The sequence below is a fragment of the Paenibacillus sp. FSL R7-0340 genome (genome assembly GCF_038002205.1).
GTDB lineage: Bacteria > Bacillota > Bacilli > Paenibacillales > Paenibacillaceae > Paenibacillus > Paenibacillus polymyxa_B.
The window spans coordinates 643,927-660,449 of sequence record NZ_JBBOBY010000001.1 but is presented as its reverse complement, the minus strand read 5'-3'; the positions used below and the strand labels follow the sequence as shown (position 1 = coordinate 660,449).

Annotated in this window: 19 protein-coding genes; all 19 read right to left on the bottom strand. The window is 47.2% G+C overall.

Going from position 1 to position 16,523, the window contains the following annotated elements:
* Window positions 1–420: 420 nt before the first annotated feature.
* Window positions 421–633 carry a DNA-directed RNA polymerase subunit beta gene (locus MKX59_RS02990; protein WP_028542171.1) on the bottom strand — a complete coding sequence of 71 codons (213 nt, stop codon included), beginning with the start codon at window positions 631–633 and terminating at the stop codon, window positions 421–423.
* 10 nt (window positions 634–643) lie between these two features.
* Complete coding sequence (locus MKX59_RS02985) at window positions 644–1,471, bottom strand: flagellar hook-basal body protein (protein ID WP_028542172.1); 828 nt, start codon at window positions 1,469–1,471, stop codon at window positions 644–646.
* 13 nt (window positions 1,472–1,484) lie between these two features.
* Window positions 1,485–2,369 (bottom strand): flagellar hook-basal body protein, encoded by an 885-nt coding sequence (locus MKX59_RS02980; protein ID WP_023990702.1) that lies wholly within the window; start codon window positions 2,367–2,369, stop codon window positions 1,485–1,487.
* A gap of 121 nt (window positions 2,370–2,490) precedes the next feature.
* Entirely contained in the window at window positions 2,491–3,489 is a 999-nt protein-coding gene (locus MKX59_RS02975) for a rod shape-determining protein (RefSeq protein ID WP_013312317.1), read from the bottom strand.
* 171 nt (window positions 3,490–3,660) lie between these two features.
* Window positions 3,661–3,948 (bottom strand): sporulation transcriptional regulator SpoIIID, encoded by a 288-nt coding sequence (gene spoIIID / locus MKX59_RS02970; protein ID WP_007432737.1) that lies wholly within the window; start codon window positions 3,946–3,948, stop codon window positions 3,661–3,663.
* A 201-nt stretch (window positions 3,949–4,149) separates the two neighbouring features.
* Window positions 4,150–4,890, bottom strand: coding sequence for a M23 family metallopeptidase (locus MKX59_RS02965; RefSeq protein ID WP_075154856.1), 741 nt, complete (start codon window positions 4,888–4,890; stop codon window positions 4,150–4,152).
* Window positions 4,891–4,960: 70 nt separating this feature from the next.
* Complete coding sequence (gene spoIID, locus MKX59_RS02960; protein ID WP_075154857.1) at window positions 4,961–6,400, bottom strand: stage II sporulation protein D; 1,440 nt, start codon at window positions 6,398–6,400, stop codon at window positions 4,961–4,963.
* Between the two features lie 227 nt (window positions 6,401–6,627).
* Window positions 6,628–7,983 carry a UDP-N-acetylglucosamine 1-carboxyvinyltransferase gene (gene murA, locus MKX59_RS02955; protein ID WP_028542175.1) on the bottom strand — a complete coding sequence of 452 codons (1,356 nt, stop codon included), beginning with the start codon at window positions 7,981–7,983 and terminating at the stop codon, window positions 6,628–6,630.
* A 323-nt stretch (window positions 7,984–8,306) separates the two neighbouring features.
* The gene (locus MKX59_RS02950; RefSeq protein ID WP_013312321.1) at window positions 8,307–8,558 is read right to left on the bottom strand and encodes a DUF1146 family protein; all 252 of its coding nucleotides are present in this window, start codon (window positions 8,556–8,558) and stop codon (window positions 8,307–8,309) included.
* A gap of 346 nt (window positions 8,559–8,904) precedes the next feature.
* Complete coding sequence (locus MKX59_RS02945; RefSeq protein WP_013312322.1) at window positions 8,905–9,318, bottom strand: F0F1 ATP synthase subunit epsilon; 414 nt, start codon at window positions 9,316–9,318, stop codon at window positions 8,905–8,907.
* Between the two features lie 69 nt (window positions 9,319–9,387).
* On the bottom strand, window positions 9,388–10,788 hold the full coding sequence (gene atpD / locus MKX59_RS02940; RefSeq protein WP_013312323.1) for a F0F1 ATP synthase subunit beta: 1,401 nt from the start codon (window positions 10,786–10,788) through the stop codon (window positions 9,388–9,390).
* 121 nt (window positions 10,789–10,909) lie between these two features.
* Window positions 10,910–11,776 carry an ATP synthase F1 subunit gamma gene (gene atpG, locus MKX59_RS02935; protein ID WP_023990707.1) on the bottom strand — a complete coding sequence of 289 codons (867 nt, stop codon included), beginning with the start codon at window positions 11,774–11,776 and terminating at the stop codon, window positions 10,910–10,912.
* Window positions 11,777–11,990: 214 nt separating this feature from the next.
* The gene (gene atpA / locus MKX59_RS02930; RefSeq protein WP_013312325.1) at window positions 11,991–13,505 is read right to left on the bottom strand and encodes a F0F1 ATP synthase subunit alpha; all 1,515 of its coding nucleotides are present in this window, start codon (window positions 13,503–13,505) and stop codon (window positions 11,991–11,993) included.
* Window positions 13,506–13,524: 19 nt separating this feature from the next.
* Window positions 13,525–14,070, bottom strand: a complete 546-nt coding sequence (locus tag MKX59_RS02925; protein ID WP_023990708.1) for a F0F1 ATP synthase subunit delta — start codon at window positions 14,068–14,070, stop codon at window positions 13,525–13,527.
* Complete coding sequence (gene atpF, locus MKX59_RS02920; protein WP_023990709.1) at window positions 14,067–14,555, bottom strand: F0F1 ATP synthase subunit B; 489 nt, start codon at window positions 14,553–14,555, stop codon at window positions 14,067–14,069. The genes MKX59_RS02925 and atpF overlap by 4 nt, the downstream gene beginning before the upstream one ends.
* Before the next feature lie 109 nt (window positions 14,556–14,664).
* The gene (gene atpE, locus MKX59_RS02915) at window positions 14,665–14,889 is read right to left on the bottom strand and encodes a F0F1 ATP synthase subunit C (protein WP_007432750.1); all 225 of its coding nucleotides are present in this window, start codon (window positions 14,887–14,889) and stop codon (window positions 14,665–14,667) included.
* Between the two features lie 104 nt (window positions 14,890–14,993).
* Entirely contained in the window at window positions 14,994–15,818 is an 825-nt protein-coding gene (atpB, locus tag MKX59_RS02910) for a F0F1 ATP synthase subunit A (RefSeq protein ID WP_028542178.1), read from the bottom strand.
* Between the two features lie 29 nt (window positions 15,819–15,847).
* Window positions 15,848–16,228, bottom strand: coding sequence for an ATP synthase subunit I (locus MKX59_RS02905; protein ID WP_013312329.1), 381 nt, complete (start codon window positions 16,226–16,228; stop codon window positions 15,848–15,850).
* On the bottom strand, window positions 16,221–16,475 hold the full coding sequence (locus tag MKX59_RS02900; protein WP_023990711.1) for an AtpZ/AtpI family protein: 255 nt from the start codon (window positions 16,473–16,475) through the stop codon (window positions 16,221–16,223). The genes MKX59_RS02905 and MKX59_RS02900 overlap by 8 nt, the downstream gene beginning before the upstream one ends.
* Between the last annotated feature and the right edge of the window lie 48 nt (window positions 16,476–16,523).

The following is a 16,523-nucleotide window of genomic DNA, read 5'->3' as shown; positions in this document are numbered from 1 at the left end:
TCCGCCGAGTTACTTTTGGCTCAAAAGGAAAGCCTCGCTTCAATAATACTCGCTTGCCGTGAAGGGCAGTGAAACAACCGAAGGCCTCTGCGATTGTGTCCAATGGCTGCAAGCTGCCCGTCACTGCGTTTGAAGGCTCCTGCCTGAAGGCATAACAAAACCCTGCGCCACTGGCACAGGGTTTTGTTATGCTATACTCCCCACACAAATTGCGGGGGGTTATTTTAATAAAAGTGGCCCTGATGGCGGGTAGCAGCGGAGCGAAGGATTTGAATTTGGAGAAGCGCGAGCGTTCGCCTTTGCAACGGGATTTTTACATCTGAATAATTTATCAAATAAGAAAATCCCGCTGCAACAGCGATCGTAAGATCAAATCATTCGCGGAGCGACCTTTTCCCGCCCCCACTCATTTAAAGTAAACTAAGGCGCAAATATAAGATCAATGACATGCTGCCAGGTTTTCCATTCGAATACACCTGACAACCCTTGCTTACCTACAATTACATATCCTGCAATTAAGCCGCCTAACAGCGAGAACAGGAGCAACAACGGAACTACGAAATAACGAGCAGTACGCCAGCGGGACTTCGTCTTTTCAGGCACCGGACGGGAATCAGATTGTTCTTCTTTCATCACCAAATCCTTAAGCCCTCAGATTGTTGGCCAGGTTCATCATCGTATCACTAGAAGTTAATGCCCGTGCCGCCATTTGATACATCCGCTGAACTTGCATCATATCCGTCATTTCGCCCGCTAAATCCACATTAGATTCCTCAAGATAACCGGAACGCAAAGATACGTCCGCTGGAACAGCACCTGCCACACCTGCAGCTCCGAATACATTTGCCTCTGTTACACCATTCAACAACACGAATAGGTTATCATCCCGCTGTTCCAGTCCTTCTGGACGCTGTACATCCATTAGCTTGATTCTCTGACCAACTGTCGGAGCCCCAGTTCCATTAGCACGAATCAGCAATTCGCCATCCGAGTTAATAGCCACCTTGGAACCCGCTGGAGCAGTCACAGGAACATCATTGTTATCCAGCACGGAATAACCTTCAGCAGTGGTCAACATCATCGTCGCACTATCATTCGGATCAGGAACAAAATGAAAGCTACCGTCACGGGTCCAAGCTTTTTGCCCATTTCCCTGAACTTCAAACATGGCATTACCTTGAATCGCCAGATCGGTAGGAAGTCCCGTCTCCTTGAGCGGACCTTGCTCCATATTTTTCATGATTGCGGCCGTTTTAACTCCGTAGCCCAAATTATAGCCGAGCGGCATGGCCCGTCCATTTTGGAGATACGTTGAAGGCTGTTGCTGCACATTGGCCAATACATCTTCAAAGGAACCCTGTTTACTCTTATAACCCACTGTATTGATATTAGCAATATTATCGGCAATTAAATCCAAACGCTGCTGCACACTGGCCATAGATACCATTGCGCCAATCATGGAGTTGTTCATCACTTACCCCCTGTTATACACGGCCTACTTCATTAACGGCCTTGTCCAAGCTTTTATCATAAAATTGAATTACCTTCTGATTCGCCTCATACGCTCTTAACGCAGCCATCATATCCACCATCGACTGTGAAGCATCTACATTAGATACCTCCAGATAACCTTGACGAACGGATACAGCATCGTTAGCAGTCATCATTCTAGCTGTAGCACCGTCAGTATCATTCAGGCGAAAATTTCCATTGCCCTCACGAACGAGCTGGTACGGACGATCAATGACACTAATACCGAGCGTCGTTCCCAATGTCTGGTTGGACTGGCTATCTACCAATTCGCCCCGCTCATTTACTTTAAGCTCTGAGACAGCCCCCGTCAATTGAATCGGGTTTCCATTCGTATCCAGCACCGCTGAGCCAGTCGATGAAAGCAATGCTCCCGCTCCATTTACTTGAAAATGTCCATCACGTGTATAACGAACGTTACCATTACTGTCCCGCACCGTAAAAAATGCTTCTGGACGGTAGGTGACTTCACCGTTAGCATTGATGAATTTCCCTGCCTGATCAAAAGCCATAGGTTGACCAGTAGCTGGGTCGTTCACATTAATATTGGACTGTATCGCAAAATCCGTCGCTTGTCCACTGTCCTTTAATGCTCCCTGAATGTAAGGGGAGAGGCTTTCCTCAGCAAAAACGCCAGTATTGAGCTTGCCGACCGTACGGTCCGGGTTATCAGGGTTACCACCCGTCATGGAAATAAGCATTTCGGGGAAAGAACGCTGAACACTGTTCTCCTGTTTGTATCCCGTCGTATTCATATTAGCAATATTTTGCGTCACGGTGTCATGGCGTCGTTGTTGTGTCATCAATCCGGCGGCCGCAGTATATAAACCTCTCAACATGTATCGTGCACCCCAATCCTATACTCTGCTAAAATCACATGCTCGCGCGGAGGCACGAAAGCCAAAATGCTAGGCAACCTGTCTGACCGCACACGAGTCTCTTATAGTCACTATCGGCAGATTAGAACTTTTTCTTAACCACATGATCCAAATTATCCAGCATAATTCCTGTACCTTTAACAACACAATGCATCGGATCTTCGGCAACCAGTACTGGAACACGCAGTTCTTCAGCAAGCAGCTCGTCCAATCCGCTAAGCAAGGCACCGCCACCAGTCAAAATAACACCACGGTCAATAATATCAGCTGACAGTTCCGGTGGGGTCTGCTCCAATACAAACTTGGCCGCAGCAACAATCGCCGATACAGGATCTCTAAGCGCATCCTGCACTTCATCCGCAGAAATACTTAACGTTTTGGGCAATCCGGATACCATATCCCGTCCACGGATGTCCATCTCTGCACGACGTCCGCTCGGATGCACGGTTCCGATAGCAATCTTGATATCCTCAGCCGTACGTTCCCCGATCAGAAGCTTGTACTTCGTTTTTACATATTTCATGATGGCTGTATCAAATTTGTCCCCTGCCATTTTAATGGAAGAAGCTGTTACGACATCCCCCATAGAGAGGACTGCAACGTCAGTCGTTCCGCCACCAATATCCACTACCATGTTGCCGCTAGGCTCAAAAATATCCATTCCTGCTCCGATGGCAGCCGCTTTTGGCTCTTCCTCCAAAAATACTTCCTTGGCCCCGCTACGCTCCGCCGCTTCACGAATCGCTTTTTGCTCCACTGAGGTAATGTTCGTCGGCGCACAAATTAGAATACGAGGGTGGCTGTACCAGCTTTTTCCCCCTACCCGATTGATAAAATATTTTAACATCGCTTCTGTTACTTCAAAATCGGCGATGACACCATCACGTAATGGACGGATGGCTATGATATTACCAGGAGTACGTCCCACCATACGGCGCGCTTCCTCTCCGACAGCCAGAACTCTTTTTGAATCGCTTTCTATCGCGACAACGGAAGGTTCGTCAAGAACAACCCCCTTCCCTTTGACGTGGATAAGCACGTTGGCCGTACCGAGGTCGATACCGATATCATTACTGAACATATTAAAAAGGCCCCCAAAGTGATATTTTAAAAAGCTAAGATTCGACAAGAAGCGGCAAATATATGTATAAACCTACGGTTACATGTCATTTTTCGTCTTGTACCATCTTTTAACATATCATACTTCAGGGGGTTGATTCAATGGCTTTGCCAGCCAATTCACTATATATTTTTAGGACTTGCCAGAAACGAGAATCTCCCTTCGTTTGCCACTCGTTTTTTTGTACTTAATTTTCGTCGCTTCTCCTCCCCGCAGATGGCGGATGGATTTATGGTATTCGAGAATGTGCTTCACCTGATCGGCAAGATCCGGGTTGATTTCAGGCAGCCGTTCGGTCAGATCTTTATGCACCGTGCTCTTGGAGACACCAAATTCCTTGGCAATCGTACGGACCGTATTCCTTGTTTCCACGATACAGCGACCGATTTTGATGGTCCGTTCCTTGATGTAATCGTGCACGCTCCCGCCTCCCTACTGTGGATAGTTTGGTACATTATATGAGGAGCGTGCCTATATATTCGCGGTTTGGCGGGAAGACATGCTTCCGAAGGCCTATTTATTTGGCAAAAGCAGCTTATGTTTACCTTATGAACAAAAACTACACAAGAAAAAAGCAGGGAATGTGGATTCCCCGCTTTGCATGCAAAGCCATGACCAAATTTATTTTTTAGGAAGCAGACCTGCTGGATTCACCGGCTTGTCATCCTGATACACTTCAAAATGCAGATGTGTTTTCAAATCCTTTTCAAGCTCGTTACGACCCGCTGAAGCAATCACATCGTTTTGTTTCACTTGATCGCCTTCTTTTACTTTCAGATCACTCAAGCTTTGATACACCGTTTTGAGATTATTATCATGCGTGATTTCTACGACACTACCTACCAGCGGATGTTGTTCCACACGAGATACTTTGCCACTCAGGGCGGCTCTCACTTCAAACGCCTGATCGTCGGCCCGGGAAAGATCAATCCCAGTGTTAGCGGTAAATGTTTTATCGTACTCTACCATAGCTGCCGCCTGCTCATCAGCGGTCGCGTTCTCATCAAAGAACGGCTTTACGACCTGTACTGCGCCAGCATCTGCTACTGGCCATGCGATATTTTCCGACTGGGCAACTACTTCCACGCTTTCTGGCTGTTGTCCGTTAACATCGGCATTCACTGCACTTGTGCTTTGTACCGATGGACTAGCTGGGTCAGGTTTGAAAGACTTCTGGCTGGCATCCTGATAGACCCACACTAAGGTTAGTATAATGGCTGCTGCGGCAATGTAGGCTGCCGGGTATGCCCACCTTTTGGACAACAGCTTTTTCCACGAAGACGGCCGTGAAGCTCTTCCACCCTGAAAGGTTTTGGGTGTTTCTTCATGGTTTTGGTTCTGGTTTTTATTTTGTTCATTCATTTGCTCATCACCTCAGTAACCAGTGTTACCGGGTGCAACTCTTTTATACTTCAAAGTTTCGAAATATTTACTAACTTAGAATACGAGAGGCTTGCGCAAAAGAAATGCCAGTATAATAGTGAAGGAGAATTTGAGTGGCAGTATGACCTTCCTTGGCCATTCCATTGGCTCCCCACTGACTCATACCAACACCATGACCATAACCATAGGTTGTTATAGCAATCCGATCCCCTTCAGCCTTCCACGTAAACTCAGCCGAACGCAGCCCCAGTTTGTTACGGATTTCCGGCCCTGTAAAGATTGAACCACCAACCTCAATCTTCTTGATGCGATGTCCTTCTGTCTTAGAGAGTATACGAATCTCTGGCATTCTCCCTCCTCCAGTAGAAGCAACTATCGCAGTACGACTCAACCCCAATCTATCGAACACACTCTGACGACTCAGTGTGACGGTTTCTGTATAACGCGGGGCCAACTGCTTGTCCCATGGACTTGACACACTTCGTAAATAGGGCACTGCCTTCGCCCATACATCCTCTGAATTTTCGGTGTAGCCATTGCTAGTAGAAAAAAAAGAGGCCGTAATGGGCTTGCCTTCATATACCATGATCGTATCCTTGGTGTCTCGTACGGCCTGCTGAATTTTAGCCAGCTCTGCGGATTTACCAGAGTGCCCCCATTCTCTAGTAAGTTTAGCTTTAGAGATATAAGCCTGATGTTTAACAGTATCCGTCACATCTGCTCCCGCCGGGGCACCGCTGGTGTCATCAGCCAGCAAACGCCGGGCAATGAAGGTACGCGCGGCAATGGCCTGCGCTTTCAGTGCCTCGCCCTCGAAGCTGGGCGGCATTTCGGCGGCTACTACGCCGACAATGTATTGCTCCAGCGGTAACGTCTCCGTGCGACCGGTAGACGTGACGTACACACGCACGTCCGGCTCTGCCACCACCGGCACGCTGCGCGTTGGAGCAGCGGGCACCGCCGGTATCGGCGGGACACCCGGCAGGCGCGTGACGGGCGTCCCGCCCTTTGCCGTTACGCTAGGTGCAGCCGGTGCTGCCATGCGACTGCTCGGTGGCACCGGCTGCGCCGTCTGGCGAGGCCACGCCATTAGCGCGGGCACAGCCATGGCAAGCACCAGCACCCCTGCCATGGCTGCGAATGGCAGCCATGGGCGGCGGTTGCCCCAGCGCGGGGCACGCCCGGCGGAAGGACGCAGGTGCGGTAGCGGCACCTGCAGCGGGCTTGCAGCGCGTGTGTCATGGACCGCTGCTCCAGCAATAGGCAAAGCCGTATCAACGGAGTTCACAGCGGAAGGCACGGCTGTTGTACGCCGATTGGGCTTGACGCCAATCGGCAATGTACCTCTTGTGTCCGGCTGCTGTTGCATAAGCTTATTTTTTTGTAACGAAGTAGCTATAGAGCCAGAACCTTCCTCCGCAAGTGAAGCCTGGCGATGTTCCTTAGGATGATGAATGGGTATACGGATGCGAACCTGTGAATCTTTCATAGGCTGAAACCTCCATCAAAGGGCTAAGTGTCCGGCTGGAAGTACAGATATACTCCAGCAGATATTTTCAATCATATGAAGTCGTCCACTTTGATAGAACCGTTTTAAGAGAACTGAAAGAATGAAAAAAACTGGTTGCAAACAACAAAAAAACCAAGCCCTTTCGGACTTGGTTCCTTATTGTTCAAGAATATACTTATGCAACATGAAGCGACATACGTTAAAGCTTAGGCGAGGGAAGGCTGGATCTTCTTAAACAGATTTCCCGACGTCTCTTCTGGCATTACGCGCTCTGTACTGGGCGAATGATTCAGTTTGGACTCTTCCACGGTCACTCTGTAAATGTCCGCTCCCAATCCAGTCAGCTTCTCAGCCAAATGAACGTAACCGCGATCGATGTGATGTACGCCGGATACCTCCGTTGTACCTTCCGCAATGAGTCCGGTCAGAATTAACGCAGCACCTGCACGCAAATCTGTAGAGGTTACTTTCGCACCTGTCAGCTTAGCATTACCAGTTACAATGGCGGAACGACCTTCAACCTTAATTTCCGCATTCATGAGATGAAATTCATCCACATGCATGAAACGATTTTCAAACACGGTTTCCGTAATAATGCTCGTTCCTTCAGCGGCAAGTTGAAGTGCCATCATCTGAGACTGCATATCGGTAGGAAAACCAGGATAAGGCAATGTTTTAACATCAACGGCCTTTAACGGCTTATCTGCAATGACACGAATTCCGTTCTCATCAGGTTGAATGGTTACACCCATTTCTTCCATCTTGGAAATAACCGGTCCTAAATGATCGGATATTGCGCCTTCTACATATACGTTCCCGCCTGTGATCGCAGCAGCAACCATATAAGTACCTGCTTCTACCCGGTCGGGAATGACCGTATGTTTTACACCATGCAGCTTCTCAACGCCTTCAATACGAATAACGCCCGTGCCCGCACCGCGTACTTTGGCACCCATTCCATTCAGGAAATTTGCGAGATCAACAATCTCAGGTTCCTTAGCAGCATTCTCGATGGTAGTTACGCCCTCAGCAAGAGTAGCGGCCATCATAATATTCTCGGTTGCTCCTACGCTGGCTACATCCAAATAAACTTTAGCTCCACGCAGACGCCCGTTACTTTTAGCTTCAATAAAACCTTGGCCCAGGCTAATCTCCGCGCCCAATGCCTCAAAACCCTTCAAATGCTGATCAATTGGTCGCGTTCCGATTGCGCATCCGCCTGGAAGCGAGATCCTTGTACGTCCCAAACGTGTAAGCAGCGGCCCCATAACCAAGAATGATGCGCGCATTTTCCTAACCCACTCGTAAGGGGCTTCACAGGAAATTATCTTCCGCGCGTCAACACGAATGACCTCATCTTGGTATGTAACGCCTGCTCCTAAGGACTCCAGCACTTTGTTAATGGTCATCACATCGTCTAGAGGAGGTGCATCAATAATAACACTTTCTCCTTCTTCTCCTAGCAGAGAAGCGGCGATGATCGGCAGAACTGAGTTTTTGGCTCCGCTGACTTTGACACTCCCGGTCAATCTGTTGCCACCGCGGACGATAAATTTGCTCATCTATGGTTCCCTCCGCGCGTCATTTCCCTTTTCCATTCTGGAAAAAAAGAACATATTCCGCTATTTTCATGCCTTGCTTTTTCATTACATAAAAAAACAAGATTTTACTAATACCCTAACTGCCATCATACCACTGATTAAAACAAGTATACAAGCGTTTTTTGTACTTGACGACCATTGTACTCTAACTGATTCAGCCAGCTATACATGTATGGTTCTTTTGTTTACCATTGTTAACAATATGATGCGATGTTATTCGACAATTCCCGCAGAGACACAGTCATAAGGTCATATAACCCGCCCACTTCATGTTAAAACAAATTCTAGAGCATCTGACTCCAAGAAATGTAGCTCAACAGGAACCCAGAAACCAACTGTCCCAAAATTATAGCAAGAAACAAGTGTAGCAATCTGCCTTGCGGTCCTTTGGGTTGCCGGATTAACAAATCCAGCTTAAAACTCTGTAAAGCCCACCAAGCTAACGCTATACAGATGAGCGACACGATCATGGAGATCAGCGCGGTCATACTCGCCGATTGACTTAGCTGTTCAGCCAATTGCTGTTTCCCGTTCAACCATAATTCCTCCCATCTGCGTCACAGACTTCTTTATAATACTCGGCGAACGCCTAATATGCCAGTGCTATTTCTGTTTTCAGGACATTTATTTCGACAAAATGTGATTAATCACTTCTGTTTCGTGAATTTAAAAGGTACTAAATACCTAGCAGCCGGGCAAGAAATAGGACTGTACATTTGGTAATAACAGCTAAAAAAGGGCCCGATCACAGTGATCGAAGGAAGCAAGGTTCTCCCTCACCTTCTACCGGACATTCTTTGGCAGAAATTATGAAGTGGTCTCCTTGTCGTTCCATCCGTATACTATGCCGAACCCTTTTAAAATTCCACTTAAAATCCAATATTAATTCTTATTGGTTCTGATGCTTGTAGCATTTAAACGGTTAAGCGCCCGTTGCAGAGCTACTTCCGCCCGATGATGATCTATCTGTTCCTGCTTGCTCTGGAGCCGCAGTTCTGCCCGCTCCCTTGCCGCACGGGCACGCTCCACATCAATTTCTTCGGAACGTTCCGCACTCTCAGCCAAAATGACCACTTTATCCTTGCGGACTTCAAGAAAGCCCCCATTGACCGCGATCACTTCGGTTTGACCACCGATTTTAATGCGTATCGGTGCAATCTTCAAGGGAGTGACCAAGGGAAGGTGTCCAGGTAAAATCCCAAGATCGCCTTCCGAGCCGCGAACACTGATGCTGTTTACCTGTTCTGTATAAACCAGGCGCTCCGGCGTCACAATCTCTAGTAAATACGTGCTCACTTGAATCCCTCCTGGAAGCTGTCCGCAGACAGCTCACTTCGTAAGGCTCGGCTATTCTTTGCCTGTTGTTTACAACGTTTTAGCTTTTTCAACTGCTTCTTCGATGGCTCCTACAAAAAGGAAAGCCGCTTCTGGAAGATGGTCATACTTGCCTTCCAAAATTTCTTTGAAGCTTCGTACAGTTTCTTTAACCGGCACATATTTACCTGGGAAGCCGTTAAATGCTTCGGCAACGTGGAAAGGTTGAGAAAGGAAACGCTGGATTTTACGTGCACGTGCCACCAACATTTTATCTTCTTCACTCAGCTCGTCCATACCCAGGATGGCAATGATATCCTGAAGCTCATTGTAGCGGGCCAAAATTTGTTTTACCCCTTGTGCTACATTGTAATGCTCTTCACCCACAACGTCTGGAGCCAAAATACGGGAGCTTGATGCGAGTGGATCAACCGCCGGGTAAATACCCATTTCGGAAATTTTACGTTCCAGATTCGTTGTAGCATCCAAATGGGCAAACGTTGTAGCAGGAGCCGGGTCAGTGTAGTCATCCGCAGGCACATAGATCGCCTGAATGGAAGTAACAGAACCTTTTTTAGTAGAAGTAATCCGTTCTTGCAATTGACCCATCTCAGTAGCCAGCGTAGGCTGGTAACCTACTGCTGAAGGCATACGTCCCAACAGGGCCGAAACCTCAGAACCTGCTTGAGTAAAGCGGAAAATGTTATCAATAAAGAGCAACACGTCACGGCCTTCTTGGTCACGGAAGTATTCCGCCATCGTCAGACCTGTGAGAGCTACACGCAAACGTGCACCCGGAGGCTCGTTCATTTGTCCGAACACCATCGCTGTTTTGTTGATAACGCCGGAATCTCTCATTTCATGGTACAAGTCATTTCCTTCACGTGTGCGTTCACCTACACCCGCAAATACAGAAATACCACCATGCTCCTGAGCGATATTGTTAATCAATTCTTGAATGGTTACGGTTTTACCTACACCAGCACCACCAAACAATCCGACTTTACCACCCTTAGCATAAGGAGCCAGCAAGTCGATAACTTTAATACCGGTTTCGAGCATCTCTGCTTGAGTTGTCAGCTCATCGAAAGAAGGAGCTTGACGGTGAATCGGATTTCTAGCCGTTTCACTCATATCAGCACCATTATCAATTGGCGTTCCAAGCACGTTAAATACGCGTCCAAGAGTAGCTTCGCCGACAGGTACTGAAATAGGTGCTCCCAGATCTATGGCTTCAGCCCCACGAACCAAACCATCTGTGGAAGACATGGCAATACAACGCACACGGTTGTCACCTAGATGTTTTGAAGCTTCGAGCGTCAGATCAATTTTGACTCCGCTCTCCAGCACAGTCCCAATATGAATGGCATTCAGGATTTCCGGAAGTTGTCCACGTTCGAACTCAACGTCGACAACCGGACCCATGATGCTCACTACGCGTCCTTTGTTCATCTTTTGGTTTCCCTCCTACAAGCTTGCACAGCCGCAAATCCGAACCACTCTGATTTGTTTTGCGCCCGCAATTTATCATAATAGTGTAGACCCTGCTATAAAACAGTCGCAACAAGCCTGATTAAGACTGAGCGCTTGCCCCTGCAACGATTTCCGTAATTTCCTGGGTAATAGCCGCTTGACGAGCACGGTTATAGGTCAAGGAAAGCTCACCAATTAACTTGGAAGCATTCTTCGTAGCAGATCCCATCGCCGTCATCTTCGCTCCCAGTTCACTAGCTTTACCATCCAGCAAAGCGCCGTAAATGAGCGTTTCCGCGTAACGCGGCAGCAATACTTCCAGCACTCCTTCTGGTGAAGGCTCATACTCATAGTTAATTGAGGATGAAGCTGTAGCTGAATCCGGTGTTGCCATTGGTAACAGACGGTCAACTGTTGGAATTTGAGTCAATGCGTTGACAAAGCGGTTATAGCATAGATAAAGCTCATCAAATTCTTTAAGTTCAAAGCCTTGTACAGCCTTGCTTGCAATTGTTTTGATATCTGCAAAAGCAGGTGTATCCGACAGATCTGTTACCGATTCAGCGATAGGAAATTCACGACGTCTGAAATAATCCCGTCCTTTTCGTCCAATGATGAAAATCACAAATTCATCCTGTGAACGGTGACGTTCAGAAATCGTCTGCGTAACCTGTCGTAAAATATTGGCGTTATAACCACCAGCCAGACCACGATCAGATGTAATGATGAGATAAGCAGTCTTTTTAACCGGACGCGTTTCCAGCATTGGATGCTTGATGTTATTCGCTCCAGAAGCAATACTACTCACAACTTCCTTAAGCTTTTCCGAGTAAGGACGAGCCGACTCCGCTTTCTCCTGAGCTTTTCTCAGCTTGGATGCAGCGACCATTTCCATCGCTTTCGTGATCTGCTTCGTACTCTGCACACTTTTAATCTGACGTTTAATCTCGCGCATACCTTTTGCCATGATTTCACCACCTTTAAGCTCCAGCAAAGCCAAAGCTAACTTCGTAAGCAATCCCTTAGCTTGGGCCAAGTCCAAGCACTTCGTAAGATTCAAATCCAGCCGGACATATGTTAAAGGGCCTGTTATTGAGGGTAAAACATGCCAAGGAAGCCAAAACCCGGAGGGCACGCTTCCTTAGTACATCTTTCATCATAAACAGGCAAATTCCAATGTATTAAACCGACGTGGCGAATGATTTTTTGAATTTCTCGATAGCCGCCTTCAAAGCCGCTTCGTTATCAGCAACCAGGTCTTTCGTGTCGCGGATAGATTGAAGCACGTCTTGATGGTCAGACACCATGAAAGACAGGAAGTCTTTTTCAAAACGTTTTACATCCGCTACAGGGATATCATCAAGGAAGCCTTTTACAGCAGTATACAAGCTCACTACTTGTTGCTCTACAGCAAGCGGTTGGTTAACACCTTGTTTCAAAATTTCCATCATGCGTGCGCCGCGATCCAGACGGGCTTTTGTGGATTTATCCAAGTCGGACCCGAATTGGGAGAACGCTTGAAGCTCACGATATTGAGCAAGATCCAGACGCAGGGAACCTGCTACCTTTTTCATCGCTTTAATCTGAGCTGAACCACCTACACGAGATACAGAAATACCTACGTTGATCGCCGGACGTTGCCCTGCATAGAACAAGTCAGCTTCCAAGAAGATCTGTCCATCCGTGATGGAAATAACGTTGGTTGGAATATATGCAGAAACGTCGGAAGCCTGTGTCTCGATGAACGGCAATGCGGTAAGTGATCCGCCGCCCAACTCATCATTTAGCTTCGCTGCACGTTCCAGCAAGCGAGAGTGAAGATAGAAAACGTCACCCGGATATGCTTCACGACCCGGTGGACGACGCAGCAACAGGGACAGTTCCCGGTAAGCTGATGCTTGTTTAGTCAAGTCATCATAAACTACAAGGACATGCTCGCCTTTGTACATGAAATACTCACCCATGGCGCAGCCAGAGTAAGGAGCAATGTACAGCAATGGTGATGGTTCGGAAGCAGATGCCGTAACGACAATCGTGTATTCCAGCGCACCGTGACGACGCAATGTTTCAACAACTTGAGCTACCGTGGATTGTTTTTGACCAATAGCGACATAAATACATTTCATGCCGTTACCTTTTTGGTTCAAAATTGCATCAATTGCGATAGAAGTTTTACCTGTTTGACGGTCACCGATGATCAACTCACGTTGACCACGACCAATCGGAACCATCGCATCAATAGCTTTAATCCCCGTCTGCATAGGCTCATGTACCGATTTACGGGCCATAACGCCTGGAGCCTGACTTTCAACCGGACGGAATTCTGTTGTAGCAATCGGTCCTTTACCGTCTACTGGTTGTCCCAGTGGGTTAACTACACGTCCGATCAATGCTTCCCCTACAGGGACCTGCATGATCTGACCTGTACGTTTTACTTGACCGCCTTCACGAATGTCGGAGAATTGACCTAAAATAACAACACCGACATTGCTTTCTTCCACGTTGAGCGCCAAGCCCAATACGCCAGTGTCGAATTCAACCAATTCACCGGCCATAACTTTTTCCAGTCCGTAGACGCGGGCAATACCGTCGCCGACTTCAACAACAGTGCCGACTTCAACGACCTCGATATCATTTTTATATTGTTCAATCTGACTTTTAATCAATGAACTGATTTCCTCAGGTTTGATACTCAAGTGTGTTCACCCCTATCTTCTATACTCGTCTGTTAAAGGATTTCTCGAGACGATCCAGCTTGCCGGCCAGACTGCCGTCGTACAGTGTATCGCCGATAACCACTTTCAATCCGCCCAGTAGACTCGGGTCCACTATATTTTCCACACGGATTGTTTTATGTTCACGGGCTCCGAATTCCTCGGCTACCGCTGTTTTTTCCTGATCACTTAAAGCATAAGTCGAATACACCTTTGCATGAGCAATTCCCAGCTTGTATGCCTGAATATCGAGGTATCCGGCAAGGAGAGATTCGAACAAATCTGCTCTACTACGCTGAATCAACAGCTTGATCGTGTTAATTAGCGAGGCAGAAAGCTTGCCTTCAAAACTGTTAGCCAGAACTTGAAGCTTGACCGCTTCCGTAATGTTAGGAGAATTAATGAATTTACGGATTTCAGCATCCCCCGATACAGCCTCTACAAAAGCACGTAGCTCCTGCTCGGTTTCCATAATGGTCTGTTCCTGCTCTGCCACTTCAAACAAAGCTTTCGCATACCGTTTGGCTACTACCGTATCCCGGCTCATGCTTTGCCTCCTACCTCTTTAAGGTATTGGTCGACAAGCTCTCCCTGGACTTGGTCTTCCTTGATTTCCTTTTGAATCAGTTTGGAAGCAATTTGTACCGAAGCTTTACCCACTTCGCTGCGCAGTTCGGCAACCGCCTTATTACGCTCGCTTGTGATTTCACGAACAGCTTCGTCTTTCAGGCGGACAGCTTCGTCTTTAGCCTGAACAATAATTTGCTCCGCTTGTTTGTTACCTGTTTGTTTTGACTGCTCGATAATGTCGTACGCTTCCTTACGTGCCTGCTGGAGAGCCTGCTTTTGCTCCTCAACATAAGCAGCAGCCTGTTCACGCGTCTGTGCCGCTTCATTCATTTGCTGTAATACAAGCTGACGCCGCTTCTCCATAACGGAAAAGAGAGGGCCGAATGCATAACGCGTCAGTAACCAGTACAAGATCAAAAATGCAATGATTGTGAAAACGATACTTGTCCAATTTAAACTCAATTGAAGTCACTCCTTTCCGGTGAACGTCGGTTCTGGATCTTTCATGTTCAAACGAACAAAGAAGGCGCGGATGGCTGTGCCTTCCCCGCCAAACCTTGCTTCCATTCAATTAAGCACCTGCGTAGAAAATGAATGCCAGAACGACCCCGATGATTGGCAGGGCTTCGACCAGACCTACACCGATAAACATTACCGTTTGCAACGTTGCTTTTGCTTCAGGCTGACGAGCGATACCTTCAACTGTTTTACTTACGATCAGACCGTTACCAATACCTGCGCCCAAAGCGCCCAAACCTACTGCGATTGCAGCTGCGATATATGCCCAAACTCCCATTTTAAAAATCCTCCTTAGTGATGTGTATTTATATTGTACATGTATTTGCAGTTAAGAGCGAAGCGTACTCCTGAACTTAACTAAAAACCGGAAAACGAGCTTGTCTAATGCTCTTCTTCATGCGTGTCAATGGACTGCGAAATGTATACAAACGTCAGAATCGTGAAGACGAACGCTTGAATACTGCCGACAAAGATACTAAATCCTTGCCAAACAACGAGTCCCAATACGGAAGCAATCCAGCCTCCTACACCAAGTGCTGTCAATTTCAGCAGAACACTGATCAAAACTTCGCCGGCAAAAATATTACCGAATAGACGCATACCATGTGTCAATAGTTTTGAGAACTGCTCAATCAAGTTAATTGGCAAAAAGAATGGAAATGGCTGAACGTAATGCTTGAAGTAAGCTTTGGTATTGCGGAAGATTCCCAGGAAATGAACCAGGACAAAGATCATTAAAGCGAGTCCAATAGATACCCCTGCATCTGCAGTAGGTGATTTCCACCAGCTGATGCCTACATGGGCAGCTTCGCCTGGGTGAGACGCCTGTGCTTGTTCTAATGCTTCTTTGACTGGAATGATTTCATGTCCAAATACTTGGGCACTTTGCGCATTATCGAATTCGGTCACAATCCCGAACGGTAAGCCCAGCATATTCCCCACGAAAATGAACATGATCAGCGTCATCCCCAAGGAGAGGAATGGCTTCCCTTTTTTCAAATCCATCGTGCTGGTAATCAGTCCTTGAACGAATTCTACGACCCATTCCATAAAATTTTGCAACTTGCTTGGATTGTCCACAGACAAATTGCGCGTTGCAGCAAATGCCAGTCCAAATACAATCGCACAAGTCACAATAAGCATAATAATGACGGACAAGTCAATGTTAAACCCGCCCAATTGGATAATCGGTGATTCATGCAACATGTTTTCTCACCCCTTTCTCAGTTGAGCCATCATTTTTCCTGAAGCGCGAATATGATGCCTATAATTAACAGAAGAAATTGCCCAGTCACCAGGCTTGCCATTACAGCGATCTCATGGAAATAGGCCGGAAATTCTATCGCCAGCACCACTGCCAAAATTGAGGTCCCTAATCGAACGCCAAAGCCAATACCAAACACTCTCTTCTTTCTTTCACCGGCGGCCGCACTCGCAACCTGTCGAATTTTGTAGGCCATATACAGCACATTTAGACAGCTTACTCCCGTTCCCAGAATGATTCCGTGAGCAATGTCACGATGTTGGGGCATGAAGGCGGAGACCAGGAAACACAGAGCCATAATACCAAGCGCTACGATCCATAACATTTTTTGCATACGGGTCATCTCATTCATGGTTATCCCTCAGTACCTTTCCGATCACAAGGGCAATACTTAATGCGCCTACAACCAAGCCTGCGAGAACGCTTACGCCAATCCAAATTCCGGAGCCACCAAGTTTGGCATCAAGCCATTTTCCTGCATAGAAACCACCCAGTGTGCATATCGCCAAATCAATGCCGATCGCGCTCACCAGTCCTATAGCCTTAAAGGCATTTCCGGTGTTATTTCGGTTGTTGTTTTGCTTGGAAGGTTTGACCACTTTTCCATGTCACCCCTGCAATTCCAGTCCATTTTACTTAAATATAAG

Excerpts from the sequence above, each read along its gene's own strand:
- MKX59_RS02990 (WP_028542171.1), bottom strand. The coding sequence starts at position 633 with ATGAAAGAAGAACAATCTGATTCCCGTCCGGTGCCTGAAAAGACGAAG.
- MKX59_RS02985 (WP_028542172.1), bottom strand. The coding sequence starts at position 1,471 with ATGAACAACTCCATGATTGGCGCAATGGTATCTATGGCCAGTGTGCAG.
- MKX59_RS02980 (WP_023990702.1), bottom strand. The coding sequence starts at position 2,369 with ATGTTGAGAGGTTTATATACTGCGGCCGCCGGATTGATGACACAACAA.
- MKX59_RS02975 (WP_013312317.1), bottom strand. The coding sequence starts at position 3,489 with ATGTTCAGTAATGATATCGGTATCGACCTCGGTACGGCCAACGTGCTT.
- MKX59_RS02965 (WP_075154856.1), bottom strand. The coding sequence starts at position 4,890 with ATGAATGAACAAAATAAAAACCAGAACCAAAACCATGAAGAAACACCC.
- spoIID (WP_075154857.1), bottom strand. The coding sequence starts at position 6,400 with ATGAAAGATTCACAGGTTCGCATCCGTATACCCATTCATCATCCTAAG.
- murA (WP_028542175.1), bottom strand. The coding sequence starts at position 7,983 with ATGAGCAAATTTATCGTCCGCGGTGGCAACAGATTGACCGGGAGTGTC.
- atpD (WP_013312323.1), bottom strand. The coding sequence starts at position 10,788 with ATGAACAAAGGACGCGTAGTGAGCATCATGGGTCCGGTTGTCGACGTT.
- atpG (WP_023990707.1), bottom strand. The coding sequence starts at position 11,776 with ATGGCAAAAGGTATGCGCGAGATTAAACGTCAGATTAAAAGTGTGCAG.
- MKX59_RS02925 (WP_023990708.1), bottom strand. The coding sequence starts at position 14,070 with ATGAGCCGGGATACGGTAGTAGCCAAACGGTATGCGAAAGCTTTGTTT.
- atpE (WP_007432750.1), bottom strand. The coding sequence starts at position 14,889 with ATGGGAGTTTGGGCATATATCGCAGCTGCAATCGCAGTAGGTTTGGGC.
- atpB (WP_028542178.1), bottom strand. The coding sequence starts at position 15,818 with ATGTTGCATGAATCACCGATTATCCAATTGGGCGGGTTTAACATTGAC.
- MKX59_RS02905 (WP_013312329.1), bottom strand. The coding sequence starts at position 16,228 with ATGAATGAGATGACCCGTATGCAAAAAATGTTATGGATCGTAGCGCTT.